This window comes from Acinetobacter sp. DSM 11652, from assembly GCF_900109815.1.
GTDB lineage: Bacteria > Pseudomonadota > Gammaproteobacteria > Pseudomonadales > Moraxellaceae > Acinetobacter.
The window spans coordinates 135,466-150,564 of record NZ_FOBK01000002.1; the positions used below are offsets into that span (position 1 = coordinate 135,466).

Below are 15,099 nucleotides of genomic sequence, written 5' to 3' on the forward strand. Positions count from 1 at the left end.
ATTAACCTATTCTTCATCATAATTCTAAAATTTTAAATCATGCTCAATATAAAATACAAAAAGATGAGTCCAAATGAACAATAATCACTTAAAGCATAAAACTTATCTAGGTATCATCTTCTGCCTTATTTCTTCACCCTCCTTTGCCACAGTCAGCGGTCCGGAGACAATAGAAGTACTAGGTTCAGATATTAAAGATCATAAAATATATTATTTACGCCATTACCATGATGAATCTGGTCGACTACCAACACTCTATTATTATTTGCTCAACAGCAGAAACCCACATAAAGCGATTGAGGTTCAATCCATTTATACCCCATTAAATAGCCGAAATCACATTACTGAAATTCAGCATACGCTACGCAAAATTCAAAGTATTCAAGCTCGCCTTGTCAAACCAACACCATTAAGTCCCAAGACTGCTAAACTAAAATTCAATAGACAAAGAGAACAGACTGGAAATTTTTGGTTAAACGTGCCTGAAATTAAAGTAAGTAAATTCCAATCTCAGGTACAACTCAGCCAAAGCTCTGATCCTTCAAAGTATAAAAGTCAACAATTCGAGAATATTCGATATCATCGTAATTTACCTCAGATCAAAAAACTTTACGCATTTCCTCACACTTTCCCCAATTATCGCGTTGCAGTTATTAGTTATATGGGTATTCCTACTGAAACAGGCTACGAAAAACAAGATGCCATTTTACTCAGCTCAACAAAATAAAAAGCTCCCGAAGGAGCTTTTTTTATGCTTTTCAAGCACGTTGTTCAATTGGTACAACTTTGCGCAATTCAGGTCCTGTGTAATCCGCACTTGGGCGAATAATACGGTTGTCCGCACGTTGCTCCATCACATGTGCCGCCCATCCTGTTACACGAGACATCACAAAAATTGGCGTGAATAGTTTCGTTGGTATACCCATAAAGTGATAAGCAGAAGCATGGAAGAAATCAGCATTACAGAATAATTTTTTCTCTCGCCACATGACTTCTTCACAACGTACTGATACTGGATATAAAACAGTATCTCCTACGTCCTTAGCCAAGCGCTCAGACCATACCTTAATAATCCCATTACGTGGATCATTGTCTTTGTAAATTGCATGACCAAAGCCCATGATTTTTTCTTTGCGTTCGAGCATACCCAGCATTTCGCGCTCAGCTTCTTCAGGAGATTTCCATTGCTCAATCATATCCATTGCCGCTTCATTTGCACCGCCATGCAGTGGACCACGCAAAGAACCAATCGCACCTGTAATACACGAATGTAAATCTGATAACGTCGAAGCACACACACGTGCCGTAAATGTTGAAGCGTTAAATTCATGTTCTGCATAGAGAATTAAAGAAACATTCATGACTTGTTCATGCAATTCATTAGGTTTTTCGCCACGCAATAAATGCAAGAATTGAGCACCAATTGAGTCGTCATCAGTATTTTCTTCGATACGAACACCATCATGGCTATATCGATACCAATAACAAATAATGGCTGGCAATGTTGCCAAAATACGATCAGCTATATCTTGCTGTTCACCAAAGGACTGTTCTGTTTCTAAGTTACCCAACATAGAAACACCTGTACGCATAACATCCATAGGATGTGAATCTGCTGGAATACGCTCAAGCACTTCTTTTAGTGCTTGTGGTAATGCTCTCAGTGATTTTAGTTTTGCTTTATAGTCCGCAAGTTGTTGCGCCGTAGGTAGTTCACCAAAGAAAATTAAATATGCAACTTCTTCAAATTGGCAATTTTCCGCCAAATCCTGAACATCATAACCACGATATGTTAAGCCTGCACCACTTTTCCCAACGGTTGAAAGTGCTGTTTTACCTGCGACTTGTCCACGCAATCCTGCGCCAGTCAATACTTTTCCTTCAGCCATTTTTTTATTTCTCCTGAGTGAATAGCTTATCTAGTGTGTTTTCGAAAGTATGATAATCAAGGAACTCGTATAATTCTTTTCGTTGTTGCATTTTATCAATAACATTCACTTGCGTGCCGTCTTTACGAATAGAATGCATCACTTCTAATGCTGCTTTCTGCATCGCACGTGTCGCAGACAATGGGTATAACACCATAGAAATTCCCTGTTCTGCTAGCTCTTCGGTCGTATAATAAGGGGTATCACCAAATTCAGTGATATTCGCTAGCACAGGCACACCTACAGCATCACAGACTGTTTTATACATCGTTATATCAGTCATCGCTTCCGCAAAAATAGCATCAGCTCCAGCTTCAACACATGCACATGCACGATCAATGACGGCTTGAAGCCCTTCTTTTTGCAGCGCATCCGTACGTGCCATGACCACGAAATTAGAATCAGTTTTTGCATCAACAGCAGCCTTAATACGGTCTGCCATTTCTTGTTGTGACACAATTTCTTTATTCGGACGATGTCCGCAGCGTTTTTGCGCAACTTGGTCTTCAATATGAACAGCAGCAGCTCCAGCAGCGATCATTTGCTTGATACTTCGTGCGATATTAAATGCACCGCCCCAACCTGTATCAATATCCACAAGCAAAGGCGTATCTACACGTTCAGTGATACGACGAACATCTTCAAGCACATTATCTAAACTCGTCATTCCCAAATCAGGAAGACCATAGGAATAGTTTGCAACACCTGCGCCTGATAGATAAATTGCTTTATAGCCAACTTGTTTTGCCATCATTGCTGCATATGCATTTACAGTTCCGATGATTTGTAATGGCTTTTCCACTTCTAATGCTTGTCTAAATCTTAAGCCTGCAGACGATTGTTCTGTCATATTCCTTTCCACAGTGTTTACTATAATTATCGAGTTTTTAGTATATCTATAAATTTAGTTTGATATATGACCGTTTAGTATTTTTGCTCTAAAACTTTAGTCATATAAAAATGAATTATCATTCATTTTTTGATTTTGTTATTATTTTGAGTGTCAGGCGTTAAGTGCTTTAATTTGTTATACTCCATCTTCAATTTCATTTTTCGCTATTGTTACTGCATGCAACATCCATTTCCGCATATTGAAACTTCTGGTTGTGATATGCCCCATACTCGCCGTGGTCAAGAACGACGTTTAGCATTATTGCTAAGCGCCAATACGCTATTCTTGGAACGTGGCTACGATGCTGTGTCTTTGGATGATATTGTTCAACATGCTGGAGGCTCCAAAGCATCTATTTATAAATATTTTGGCGGCAAAGAAGGCCTTTTTACTGCTATATGTGATTATCGACGTGAACTCTTTTTTAAAGATATCTGTGTTGCATATGATCCAGATCATGGCGATTTTAGATCTTATCTGATACATACACTACTTAACTTTCATCGCCACATTAAAAAAGAAGATCATACTGCCTTTATGCGCCTCGTGATTGAGCAATCCCAAAAAAATCCAGAACTTGCTCTTTATTTGCACGAAAAAGGCCCTAAACATATCCAGTTAGCGATCGCAAATGCATTAGAAAATGCGCATAAACTTGGTGTGTTAAAATGTGAAAATCCTTTATTTTCTGCTCAATTATATTTTGGAATCTTAAGAAATTTAGAATGGAAAATTTTAATGGGGATACCAGTACTTGAAACCGATCAAGAAACCATCGAATACATCAGCTATTCTGTCGATCGCTTCCTAGATGGGCACCAAAAAGTCTAGTTTTTTTGCAATTCTCTTTACATATAGTATATTAGTCGATTCTCGTTTTTTTTCATCAACCAACAATTATTGGTCGTCTCATTCACTTTTTTGACGAAACAATGATTGTGGAGTAACCATGGCTCTACGACATTTTCTTACTTTACGTGACCTTTCAACTGCAGAATTAAATCGCATTATTGATCGTGCTATAGAATTAAAACGCATGCAGCATAATCATGAAGTCTACCAACCCTTTGTTGGTAAAGTAATGGGAATGATTTTTGAAAAATCGAGCACACGTACCCGTGTTTCTTTTGAAGCTGGTATGACCCAATTTGGTGGTAGTGCAATTTTCCTCTCATCTCGCGATACACAATTAGGTCGCGGCGAACCGATTGAAGATTCAGCTCGCGTTATTTCAAGCATGCTTGATATTGTGATGATTCGTACTTTTGGCCACGATATCGTCACACGTTTTGCAGAATATTCTAAAGTTCCAGTTATTAATGCACTGACCGATGATCACCACCCTTGCCAATTGCTTGCTGATGTTCAAACATTCGTAGAACACCGTGGCGCTATCCAAGGCAAAACCGTTGCGTGGATTGGTGATGGTAATAATATGTGTAACTCATATATCGAAGCTGCACATATGTGGGGCTTTAAACTCAAGATTGCATCACCAAAAGGTTATGAACCAAAACCTGAATTTCTGTCTGAATTCGCGCACTGCGCCGAAGTTGTAGACTCTGCTGAAGATGCTGCAGTGAATGCTGACCTTATCGTCACTGATGTTTGGGCCAGCATGGGACAAGAAGAAGAGCAAAAAATTCGTGAAAAAGCTTTTGCTGATTTTCAAGTCAACGAACGATTAATGGATCTAGCTCATCCAGACTGTTTATTTATGCACTGTTTGCCTGCCCATCGTGGTGAAGAAATTTCAGAAAATATGCTAGATCACAAAAATGCTGTGGTATGGGATGAAGCTGAAAACCGCCTTCACGCTCAAAAAGCACTTGTTGAGTTCCTCATCAATGAAAGCTTAAAAAAAGATTAATCCCATCTACTAAAAAAGCACCCTCGGGTGCTTTTTTATTTTCTAAATCTTAATGGTCATCTTTTAAATATTTAGGTTCTTTTGGAAGTTGCCAACTACAAAAGAAACATACGATTAAAATAATGATCACGTAAATAAAAAATGAATTTTCAATTCCTGCCGCCTTAAACTGCAAGGCAACAGACGGCGCAGAACCACCAAATACAGCATTACCTATCGCATAAGAGAAACCTACACCCAACGCACGAACATGCGGAGGAAACATTTCAGCTTTTACAATACCGCCAATAGAGGTATACAAACTAAGCAACAACATAAGGAAAATCAGTAGCATCGCGACAATGAATGGAGTTTCGCTGAAATATCTCATCCCGATTGCCATGACTGGATAGATAAATATAGCCATCAGACCACTAAATAACAGCATAGAATTTCTGCGACCAATACGATCTGACAATGCACCAAAGAATGGTTGCGCCACCATGAGTACAAAAATGCAGGCTGTCATCATCAACCCTACCGTTTTAGGATCTATTCCAATATTGGTAAGGTAAGTTTTTGAGTAAACTGTAATCACATAGAAACTAAGAGAGCCTGCTGAAGTATAACCAACTACCAAAAGGAAAGTTTTCCAGTGATTTTTAAAAAGCTCACGAAGTGTACCAGAATCTTCTTTATCACTTTCATCACTGGATAAAGTCTCTTCTAATCTACTTCTCGCTAATAAAGATAAAATTGCTGCAACACCACCAATAATAAATGGAATTCGCCATCCCCCATCATAAAGCTGCTGTTCAGACATAAAAGCTAAGAATATTACACCCAATAAACTTGCAAGGAGTTGACCACCCGTGAGCGTTACGTATTGAAATGATGAAAAAAAGCCACGTTGACCTTTTAAACCCAATTCACTCATATAAGTCGCCACAGCACCATATTCACCACCAACGGATAAGCCTTGAAGCAATCGAACCATTAATAATAAAAACGGTGCAGCCATACCCACTTGCTCATACGTTGGTAACGCTGCAAACATGAAAGAACTTATAGCCATCAATATAATTGAGATGACCATTGATTTTTTTCGACCGTGTTTATCTGCAATTCGACCAAAAAGCCAACTACCGATAGGTCGCATAAAAAAGCTTGCTGCAAATACACCCCACACATAGATGGCTTGGGTAGAACTATCCATATCTGGCGCAGTTAAAGCTTGGGTAAAATATACAGCAAATACTGCATATATATAAAAATCAAACCATTCAACTAAATTACCAGAAGCTGCACCAATAATTCCTTTGATACGGCTGGTTTTTTCTTGCTTGGAATATGTTGTAGACAAATGAAAAATCCTTATTCTAATTACATTGTTTATTGTCGAATAATGATGAAACTCTGAAGCATTTCAAAATTATAGGCGGAAAATATATGCCTATTTCATGCCAATTTAAAAAGCCTTTATGTAAATTTTATTAAATAGGCTTCTAAATTTTTCTCAAAAATATTCAAGGTCGATTTATTATTAATTTAATTAAACAGACTTTCTCCTATAACAACTCACCGAATTAAGCCTTGTGGCTGTAAAATGATAATCAGCGCCCCGAAAATAACCACTCCGCCACCAATGATATCCCATTTAGTAAGATCCATTTGATCCACAAACTTTAACCACAACAATGCCGAACAAATATAAATACCTCCATATGCAGCATATATTCGACCTGATGCTGCTGGATGCAAAGTCAATAACCACACAAAAGCAGCGAGTGCGACAAAAGTGGGTAGCCACAACCAATGCGAACGCCCTTGATTTAGGATCAAATATGGAAAGTAACACCCTAATATTTCCATCAGTGCTGTTAGAAAAAATAAAGCTGTCGTAGATATTACTTTTGTAACTTGTATGTCCATACTTTCACCCAAAAATTAAAGCCCGTTTAAATAAACGGGCTTTAATACAATTAATAACACACTATGCTGGTTCAGCTGCAGAATCTTCAAATACTTCCAACTTTAATCCAACAGCTTTGCCATCTTCTTTTTTAACTGTTACTGCTACATTACCGCCGTTTTCAGCCAGCTCACCAAATAAAATCATTTCAGCAAGCGGCTTTTTCAAATGCTCTTGAATCAAACGCTGCATTGGACGAGCACCCATCAAACGATCATAACCATTTTCACTTAACCAATCTCGTGCAGACTGATCTACTTCTAAAACAACTTTTTTGTCATCAAGTTGAGCTTGAAGTTCTGTAAGGAATTTATCTACTACAGAATCGATTACTGTCGTAGGTAGAGCTTTAAATTGAATAACCCCATCTAAGCGGTTTCTAAACTCTGGTGTAAATGCCTTCTTCATTGCTTCCTGATTATCACGACTATTATCTTGCTCTGTAAAACCAATACTTGTACGGGAAATACTTTCAGCGCCAATATTCGTTGTTAACACAATAATGACATTTCTGAAGTCTGACTTACGACCATTATTATCAGTTAATGAACCATGATCCATGACTTGCAGCAATAAATTAAACACATCAGGATGTGCCTTTTCAATCTCATCCAATAACAATACACAATGTGGATTTTTATGTATTGCGTCAGTCAGTAAGCCACCTTGATCAAAACCAACATAACCTGGAGGTGCACCAATTAAACGTGAAACCGCATGGCGTTCCATATATTCAGACATATCAAATCTAACTAGTTCAACACCGAGTAGTTTTGCAAGTTGTTTTGTTACCTCTGTTTTACCTACACCAGTAGGTCCTGCAAATACAAAACTACCAACTGGCTTATCTGGTGCTTTAAGCCCAGCTCGTGACAATTTAATTGCAGAGGATAATGCGGTAATCGCCTCATCTTGACCAAATACAACTCGTTTAAGATCACGCTCTAAGTGCTCAAGTACAGATTTATCATCTTTAGACACAGTTTTAGGTGGAATTCGTGCAATTTTCGAAACAATATCTTCAATATTTTCAACTGTAATCAAAGTGTTATCTTGATCAGCTCTCAAACGTCGTTGTGCCCCTGCTTCATCTATTACGTCAATCGCTTTATCTGGGAGGAAGCGATCATTGATAAATTTAGCCGATAACTCAACTGCAGAAACAAGAGCTGCATCATCATATTGAACTTTATGAAATTCTTCAAATTTAGACTTGAGTCCACGAAGAATATCAATTGTTTCATTAATTGATGGCTCATTAACATCAATTTTTTGGAAACGGCGTGATAATGCATGATCTTTTTCAAAAACTTGACGATATTCTTGAAACGTTGTTGAGCCAATGCAACGTAAAGTACCATTTGCCAATGCAGGTTTGATTAAATTCGATGCATCCATAGTGCTACCCATACTTGAGCCTGCACCAATGATCATATGAATTTCATCAATAAACAAAATTGCTTCGGGCTTCTTCTTTAGGGCATTTAACAATTGCTTTAATCGTTTCTCAAAGTCACCACGGTATTTTGTACCTGCAACAAGTGCACCGATATCTAAACTATAGATTTCCGCATTCAGCAGTGGCTTTGGTGCTTTATGGTTAACAATCAGCCAAGCCAAACCTTCTGCTATGGATGTTTTACCCACACCTGGATCACCCACCAAAAGCGGATTGTTTTTACGACGTCGACATAGAATTTGAGCTGCACGCTCAATTTCTTTTTCACGACCAATCAAAGGATCGGTTTTACCCTTTAAAGCTTCTGCATTGAGATTTAGGGTATAAAGTTCTAATGGACCTGCATTTGCTGAGGCTGAGTTTTCACCATCTAAGTCATCCGTTTCTTCTTCAGCTGGAACATCTTCCTTACGCGCACCGTGTGAAAGATATTGAGTTAAAGTAAGACGATTGATTTGGTGGCGTTTTAGCAAATAAACCGCAAATGAATCTCTTTCTGAGTACATTGCAACCAGTACATCTGCACCTTCAACTGTCCGATCTCCACCACTAGACTGAACATGGAAAATTGCACGTTGCAATATACGATCAAAGCTTTCTGTAGGATGAGGCGCTTGCTCAGCATTATCGCCTAATTTAGGCGTATGTTGCTCTACATACTCTTCAAGTTCTTTACGCAAACTGACAATTTCTGCACCGCAGGCTTTTAGTGCATTCACGGCAGAATCATTATCTAAAAGTGCGAGTAACAAATGTTCAACTGTAAGAAACTCATGTCTCTTTTGACGAGCCATGCTAACAGCCAAACGCAGTGATACTTCTAATTGACGACTGAGCATGTGATCCCCTTATTCTTGTGGCTCGATCTGGCAAAGCAATGGATGACTTTGAGAGCGCGCATAATTGTTGACTTGATTCGCCTTGGTTTCAGCAATGTCTCTAGGATAGACACCTGCGATACCTTTCCCTTGATAATGTACTGTTAGCATTACTTCGGTAGCTTGGTCAAGATTCAATGCAAAGTATTGTTGTAAAATTTCAATTACAAAATCCATTGGCGTGTAATCATCATTCAACAATACCACATTGTATAAGGGAGGTCGCTTAAATTGCGGTGGTGCTGTTGCTACAGCTAAATCGCCATCGGCTTCATCATTTTGTGCATCACTCAATCGTGGATTGAAGTGCCAATCCACCAATCCAGATTGTTGAAATGATAATTTAATGTCATTGAGACATTTATGACGTTTATTACTTCGCATAGCACTCTATAATCTATTATTGAGAATTTGCCGCAGCTTGCGGTACTTCAGCTGCAAATGCAGCAGTTGATTCGATTGCTTCACCACGTTGCCAACTAAAGCGCTTGGTTTGAGCACTTGAGCCTTTTACACGGATTTCAATAAATTGGGGCGTAAAGCCTTTTGGCATGGTCCAACGACCAGTTAATCGCTGATAATGGTCGAAATTGAATGATTTTTCTGAAATTGGAACAACCAAGACTTCCGTACCTTGAATTAATCTGATTTCAATTTCACCAGATGCTTTACGTTTATTCGGACTGACTTGAACTAAATCAACCTGATATTCATATACATTTTCTGGAAGCGACTTAACAGCTAAATTTTGCACAGTTAAACTCAATCCACCACGTTGTCTCAGCACTTCTCGGAAAATCGCACTCTGACCTTCAATTTGAAGTTTTTCAGCGTTGGCTTGATTTAATGCAGCATACATATCGTTTGAGTTAGTTACAGCAACATCACGTTCTTGAACTGAGGTATTTAATTTCTTATTCAGCTCAGATAATTCTTTTTTTTGTTTTTCGACAACTTCAACCAATTGTTCCGCGTCAGCATCATAACCAACTACAGTTAGACCTTGACGATGACCAACCGTATAGCCCAGAAGTAAACTGCCTGCACATAAGATGATCCCACCCGCCATAAGGGGTTTATTCGATTGAAAAAAACCGATATTTTTTTCATCTTTATGCTGTGACGTATTATTTGATTCTGAGTTTTGCATCGTCATCTCTAATTTATAAAATCAAAACACACATTTAACTGCAAAGTTAAATGTGTGTGAAGTCAAAAAAGGTTTTTTATGGTAATAAACCAATCACGTTAAGGCCTGCATTTTCCGCAAATCCAAACATTAAATTCATGTTTTGAACAGCTTGTCCTGCTGCACCTTTCACCAAGTTATCTTGGGCAACTAAAATGACTAACTTTGTTGGTTGTGGTTTATACAACGCAATACGTAAATCATTTGATCCACGAACAGAACGAGTTTCTGGTGAACTTCCTGCCGGCATAACATCAACAAACTGCTCGTTTTGGTAGAACTGTTCGTAAATTGTTTGCAAATCGGCTTGCTGACCTGCTTCTGTTAAGTCGATATATATTGTAGATAACATGCCACGAATCATCGGCACCAAATGTGGAACAAAAAGGATATTGTCAAATACACCTTTCTGTCCCGATATATTTTCAAGCGCTTCAACAATTTCAGGATGATGGCGATGCCCTGCTACACCGTAGGCTTTGAAGTTATCAGCATTTTCAGTATAGATCATGCCCAAACTTGCTTTGCGTCCAGCTCCAGATACACCAGATTTTGCATCAATAATAATACTTTCAGGTTTTACCAATATTTCTGAAGATCTCAGTACAGGCGCCAAACCAATTTGAACTGTCGTTGGATAACAACCAGGATTACCAATCACTTGAGCTTTTTTAATTTTTTCACGATTGAGCTCAGAAAGCCCATACACTGAATTTTTAAGTAAATCTGGACAAGCATGCTCCATACCGTACCATTTTTCAAATTGCGCTAAATCCTGCAAACGAAAGTCAGCGGCTAAATCGATTACTTTTGTATTCGCTGCTACTAATTCTTCAGCGTGTTTCATTGCTACACCATGTGGTGTCGCAAAAAACACAACATCGCAAGACTTTAATAAATCTAAGCTTAAATCTGAAAACTCTAGATCGGTATGACCACGTAAACTTGGAAACATATCATCGACACGACGACCAGCCTCAGTACGAGAAGTCAGTGCTTTCACTTGAACATTTGGGTGTCGCAGCAAAAGACGCAAAAGTTCAACGCCTGTATATCCTGTACCACCAACAATACCAACTGAAATCACGATATCTACCTCTAAATGACTGTATTCGTTACAGGCAGTAGTATGACAGGAACTTGTGACTTTCTGAACCCTTTCATATGGGAATGCTGTTATTTTGTAAGTTTAATAATTTAGATGGCTCTGTTAAGCATCTAATAAAGTCTATCATGTGACTTCATTGATTTTCTTGCCAACTGAAATAGCATAAATATAGTGCAAATATAAACCCTGGGAGAGCAAGAAATACGATCGGATCCTGTTTCACAACAAAAGGAGTTACTCCCCATATCGAACATAACCCTCCACTCACGGAAAGCAATTTAGAAATCCTTTTTTGATTTATCCATACAGTTGCCATGATCAATAATATCAACCACGCTATAGCCCCGCCAAAAAGCGATATAGTTCATCCAATGATAGTGAATAGGATTACTGGGGTTCAGTAGAATATACATGAGGATGCTATAAAGCATTAAAGCAGGTACAGACAAAATTAGAATCAAAAAACACACACCAATTCGTCTTATGAGCATATTAGAGACAAACTAACCAAACAGAGCAATCATGATAGCCAAAATTTAGAATACCAGTCGCCAGATCAGACTAATTGACTAGCGTTAAACAATTGATTTTTTAATATCGACAAAGCAATCCCAGCATAATAATTAATTATGCATCCACCAATATGGCAACGGCGTTATTTTTAATTTTTTTCGGTTAAGTTTAAAATCTGGATCATACTTCGCCACTTCCGCCCAAAACTGAGCACTATGATCAAAATGCTTTGTATGTGCTAATTCATGAACACAAACATAGCGTGTTATTTCCTCAGGAAAAAGCACCAAAGCACTATTCAACATAATGTCATGACGTGCTGTACAACTTCCCCACCGCGTTTTTGGCTGACGAATCTTACAGCCATGATAAGCTAAACCACACTGATCAGATACTTGAGCCAGATATACAGGCAGATGCTGTTTAGCATAATCAATAACAAAGGCTTTTAAATATTGTTGAGGCTGACGATCACTCACACTCAGCTCATTCATCACTGAATCAAACTTATAGTTTAATTTCTGCTGAATATATTGAATTTTAATAGAATTTTCTAAATTAAATAACTGTAAAGATAAAGGTAAAACGCGATCAATCTGTTGAATTTTACTTTGTTGTGCCTGCCAAGTTTGAACGATCCAAGCTTCTGAATCTTGAACAAACTGTTGTATTTGTTTATGGGTACAAAACCATGGCGCAGTCACACGAATTGACGTTCCATCTATACGTAGACGTAGTCTTTTCGATCGAGTACTTTTGGTGATTTCAATATCAGGAAGGTCGGATAAAGTCATTGTTATTCTTTAATTATTAAATCCCATCAGCCCCCCTTTAAGAAAGGGGGGGAAGAAAAGCCCCTCTATTTAAAAGAGGGAGTTTGGGGAGACTAGCTCGTCAAGGAGTTAAAATTAAACCGCTGTACGCTCTTCAATACCATTGTTGGTCGCAACAATCGCAATGTCTGCTTTATTCAAAGCAAAGATACCATTACATACCACACCAGGGATATCATTCAATGTTTTTTCAAGCTCAAGTGCATTTAAGATATTTAAGTTATGCACGTCTAAAATCACGTTACCATTGTCGGTCACTACACCTTCACGGTACGCTGGGTCGCCACCTAAAGAGACAATTTTACGAGCAACAGCAGAACGTGCCATTGGAATCACTTCAACAGGAAGTGGAAAATCACGCCCCAACTGATCTACCCATTTAGAATCATCTACGATACAGACGAATTTTTTTGCAATCGATGCCACGATTTTTTCACGTGTCAATGCGGCACCACCACCTTTGATCATGTGCATATGACGATCAATCTCATCTGCACCATCTACATATGCATCAAGACCACCCACTGAGTTCATATCTACCACTTCAATGCCCAGCTTCTTCAAACGCTGCGCAGTCGCTTCCGAACTTGCAACAGCAGCTTCTAATTGAAGTTCAGGAAGTAAATCAATCAAAAAGTTAACAGTACTGCCTGTGCCTACGCCTAAAATGCCCCCTTTCGGTAAGTGTTTTAAAGCTGCTTGTGCTGCTGCTTGTTTTTTCTCATCTTGGGTTGCATATAGACTCATGACTTCACTCAACTAATTTGGACTTTTGCAGTTATTTTAAACCGCTAAGCCTTATGGTTTGTTACAATAAGCGCCTATTTTAAACTGTTAGATGGAAAATTAACATGCTGTCTCGTTTGGTTCGACAAATTTTACAAGCAACGGTATACGACGTTGCTATCGAAACCCCACTCGAAGCGGCACCACGAATTAGTGAACGTCTTAACAATAATATTCGTTTTAAACGTGAAGACCTACAACCCGTATTCTCCTTCAAACTCCGCGGTGCCTATAACAGAATCAGCCAACTTCCTAAAGCTCAACTAGAACGAGGTGTCATTACCGCTTCTGCTGGTAACCATGCTCAAGGCGTAGCACTCTCAGGAAAAAAATTAGGAATTCGCGCGATTATTGTGATGCCCAAGACAACACCAGACATTAAAGTCCAAGCTGTAAAGCGTTTAGGTGGTGAAGTCGTACTTCATGGTGATTCTTTTGACATCGCAAATAAATACGCAATTCAACGTGCGCAAGAAGAAGGAATGACTTTTATTCCGCCTTATGACGATGAACTCGTTATGGCTGGTCAAGGTACAATTGCCAATGAAATTTTACGTCAATGGCGAGATGTGGATTATGTATTTGTTGCCGTTGGTGGTGGAGGTTTGATTGCAGGTGTTGCTGCTTACCTTGGTGATGTAGCACCGCATGTCAAAGTTATTCCTGTGGAATATGACGAGTCAGCTTGTTTAAAAGCTGCTTTAGAAGTAAATGAACGTGTGATTCTGCCTTCAGTTGGTTTATTCGCCGATGGTACAGCTGTGGCGCAAATCGGTGAAAAACCTTTCGAAGTGATTCGTCTGCAAAAATCTGACAATTCAGGTCCAATCGTAGAACCAGAAGTTGTTCTTGTGAATACTGATGAAATATGCGCAGCAATTAAAGACACCTATGATGAATGCCGTAGTATTGTTGAGCCATCAGGTGCGATGGCACTTGCTGGTATTAAAAAATATGTGGCTGAGCACGGCTTAGAAGGTAAAAACATCGTTTCAATTGTATGCGGTGCAAATATGAACTTTGACCGTTTACGTTATATTGCAGAACGAACTGAATTAGGTGAACGTAAAGAAGCTATTTTTGCTGTCACGATTCCTGAACAAAAAGGTGCATTCCTCAATTTCTGTCGTGCCCTTCAAGGTCGAAATATTACTGAATTCAACTACCGTTCAAGTAGTGCGACTGCAGCGCAAGTATTTGTTGGAATTAGTTTAAAGAGCGGCGAAAAAGAACGTCAAGAAATCTTCGAGACATTAAAGTTTCAGTACGATGTTGATGACTTATCTGATGATGAAGTAGCCAAATTACATATTCGCTACCTGATCGGTGGTCATGCTGATATTGAAAATGAACGTTTATTCCGCGTTGAATTTCCTGAACGTCCAGGTGCATTATTAACATTCTTGGAACGTCTTGGTCCAACGCATAACATTACCCTTTTCCATTATCGTAATCATGGTGCGGCTGAAGGTCGTGTATTGGTTGGACTCGAAGCTGAAGATGCACAACAAAACCCTGATGGTTTAGTTGAAACATTAGAAAGTATCAATTATCCATACGAAGAAATTACCAATAATCTTGGTTATCAACGTTTCCTCAAATAAAATCAATACAGCCTGTCATTTTGACAGGCTTTTTTAATTCAATAATTGATATACAATTAAAATCGAAAGATAGAAAAAACGATCACTT

At 38.7% G+C, this 15,099-nt stretch carries 14 protein-coding genes; 4 read left to right on the forward strand and 10 right to left on the reverse strand.

Annotated features, from left to right (window positions below; all coding sequences use genetic code 11):
* The first annotated feature begins 73 nt into the window (after positions 1–73).
* Positions 74–727, forward strand: a complete 654-nt coding sequence (locus tag BMW42_RS02985; RefSeq protein ID WP_092766352.1) for a hypothetical protein — start codon at positions 74–76, stop codon at positions 725–727.
* 31 nt (positions 728–758) lie between these two features.
* On the opposite strand, the gene prpC is transcribed toward BMW42_RS02985, so the two are convergent.
* Together prpC and prpB are read right to left on the reverse strand one after the other, a co-directional pair.
* Positions 759–1,889 carry a bifunctional 2-methylcitrate synthase/citrate synthase gene (prpC, locus tag BMW42_RS02990; protein WP_092766353.1) on the reverse strand — a complete coding sequence of 377 codons (1,131 nt, stop codon included), beginning with the start codon at positions 1,887–1,889 and terminating at the stop codon, positions 759–761.
* A 4-nt stretch (positions 1,890–1,893) separates the two neighbouring features.
* A complete protein-coding gene (gene prpB, locus BMW42_RS02995) occupies positions 1,894–2,778 on the reverse strand; it encodes a methylisocitrate lyase (protein WP_092766354.1) in 885 nt (294 codons plus the stop codon).
* A gap of 219 nt (positions 2,779–2,997) precedes the next feature.
* Between prpB and BMW42_RS03000 the strand changes: the two genes are divergently transcribed.
* Entirely contained in the window at positions 2,998–3,651 is a 654-nt protein-coding gene (locus tag BMW42_RS03000) for a TetR/AcrR family transcriptional regulator (protein ID WP_092766355.1), read from the forward strand.
* A gap of 118 nt (positions 3,652–3,769) precedes the next feature.
* Positions 3,770–4,690 (forward strand): ornithine carbamoyltransferase, encoded by a 921-nt coding sequence (argF, locus tag BMW42_RS03005; protein WP_092766356.1) that lies wholly within the window; start codon positions 3,770–3,772, stop codon positions 4,688–4,690.
* Between the two features lie 49 nt (positions 4,691–4,739).
* On the opposite strand, the gene BMW42_RS03010 is transcribed toward argF, so the two are convergent.
* The 8 genes from BMW42_RS03010 to rpiA form a co-directional block, all read right to left on the reverse strand.
* Positions 4,740–6,032 carry an MFS transporter gene (locus BMW42_RS03010; protein ID WP_092766357.1) on the reverse strand — a complete coding sequence of 431 codons (1,293 nt, stop codon included), beginning with the start codon at positions 6,030–6,032 and terminating at the stop codon, positions 4,740–4,742.
* A gap of 215 nt (positions 6,033–6,247) precedes the next feature.
* Positions 6,248–6,601 (reverse strand): YnfA family protein, encoded by a 354-nt coding sequence (locus BMW42_RS03015; protein WP_092766358.1) that lies wholly within the window; start codon positions 6,599–6,601, stop codon positions 6,248–6,250.
* Between the two features lie 61 nt (positions 6,602–6,662).
* Positions 6,663–8,939 carry an ATP-dependent Clp protease ATP-binding subunit ClpA gene (clpA, locus tag BMW42_RS03020; protein ID WP_092766359.1) on the reverse strand — a complete coding sequence of 759 codons (2,277 nt, stop codon included), beginning with the start codon at positions 8,937–8,939 and terminating at the stop codon, positions 6,663–6,665.
* A 9-nt stretch (positions 8,940–8,948) separates the two neighbouring features.
* Complete coding sequence (gene clpS, locus BMW42_RS03025; protein WP_035263688.1) at positions 8,949–9,362, reverse strand: ATP-dependent Clp protease adapter ClpS; 414 nt, start codon at positions 9,360–9,362, stop codon at positions 8,949–8,951.
* Between the two features lie 16 nt (positions 9,363–9,378).
* Positions 9,379–10,128, reverse strand: a complete 750-nt coding sequence (locus BMW42_RS03030; RefSeq protein WP_035263690.1) for a DUF6776 family protein — start codon at positions 10,126–10,128, stop codon at positions 9,379–9,381.
* Positions 10,129–10,204: 76 nt separating this feature from the next.
* Positions 10,205–11,254 carry an N-acetyl-gamma-glutamyl-phosphate reductase gene (gene argC / locus BMW42_RS03035; protein ID WP_092766360.1) on the reverse strand — a complete coding sequence of 350 codons (1,050 nt, stop codon included), beginning with the start codon at positions 11,252–11,254 and terminating at the stop codon, positions 10,205–10,207.
* Positions 11,255–11,898: 644 nt separating this feature from the next.
* Positions 11,899–12,582, reverse strand: coding sequence for a M48 family metallopeptidase (locus BMW42_RS03045; RefSeq protein ID WP_092766362.1), 684 nt, complete (start codon positions 12,580–12,582; stop codon positions 11,899–11,901).
* A 114-nt stretch (positions 12,583–12,696) separates the two neighbouring features.
* Positions 12,697–13,368, reverse strand: a complete 672-nt coding sequence (gene rpiA, locus BMW42_RS03050; RefSeq protein ID WP_035263693.1) for a ribose-5-phosphate isomerase RpiA — start codon at positions 13,366–13,368, stop codon at positions 12,697–12,699.
* A gap of 104 nt (positions 13,369–13,472) precedes the next feature.
* On the opposite strand from rpiA, the gene ilvA reads away from it, so the two are divergent.
* On the forward strand, positions 13,473–15,011 hold the full coding sequence (gene ilvA / locus BMW42_RS03055; RefSeq protein ID WP_092766363.1) for a threonine ammonia-lyase, biosynthetic: 1,539 nt from the start codon (positions 13,473–13,475) through the stop codon (positions 15,009–15,011).
* Positions 15,012–15,099: the final 88 nt, after the last annotated feature.

Excerpts from the sequence above, each read along its gene's own strand:
- BMW42_RS02985 (WP_092766352.1), top strand. The coding sequence starts at position 74 with ATGAACAATAATCACTTAAAGCATAAAACTTATCTAGGTATCATCTTC.
- prpC (WP_092766353.1), bottom strand. The coding sequence starts at position 1,889 with ATGGCTGAAGGAAAAGTATTGACTGGCGCAGGATTGCGTGGACAAGTC.
- prpB (WP_092766354.1), bottom strand. The coding sequence starts at position 2,778 with ATGACAGAACAATCGTCTGCAGGCTTAAGATTTAGACAAGCATTAGAA.
- BMW42_RS03000 (WP_092766355.1), top strand. The coding sequence starts at position 2,998 with ATGCAACATCCATTTCCGCATATTGAAACTTCTGGTTGTGATATGCCC.
- argF (WP_092766356.1), top strand. The coding sequence starts at position 3,770 with ATGGCTCTACGACATTTTCTTACTTTACGTGACCTTTCAACTGCAGAA.
- BMW42_RS03015 (WP_092766358.1), bottom strand. The coding sequence starts at position 6,601 with ATGGACATACAAGTTACAAAAGTAATATCTACGACAGCTTTATTTTTT.
- clpA (WP_092766359.1), bottom strand. The coding sequence starts at position 8,939 with ATGCTCAGTCGTCAATTAGAAGTATCACTGCGTTTGGCTGTTAGCATG.
- clpS (WP_035263688.1), bottom strand. The coding sequence starts at position 9,362 with ATGCGAAGTAATAAACGTCATAAATGTCTCAATGACATTAAATTATCA.
- BMW42_RS03030 (WP_035263690.1), bottom strand. The coding sequence starts at position 10,128 with ATGCAAAACTCAGAATCAAATAATACGTCACAGCATAAAGATGAAAAA.
- BMW42_RS03045 (WP_092766362.1), bottom strand. The coding sequence starts at position 12,582 with ATGACTTTATCCGACCTTCCTGATATTGAAATCACCAAAAGTACTCGA.
- rpiA (WP_035263693.1), bottom strand. The coding sequence starts at position 13,368 with ATGAGTCTATATGCAACCCAAGATGAGAAAAAACAAGCAGCAGCACAA.
- ilvA (WP_092766363.1), top strand. The coding sequence starts at position 13,473 with ATGCTGTCTCGTTTGGTTCGACAAATTTTACAAGCAACGGTATACGAC.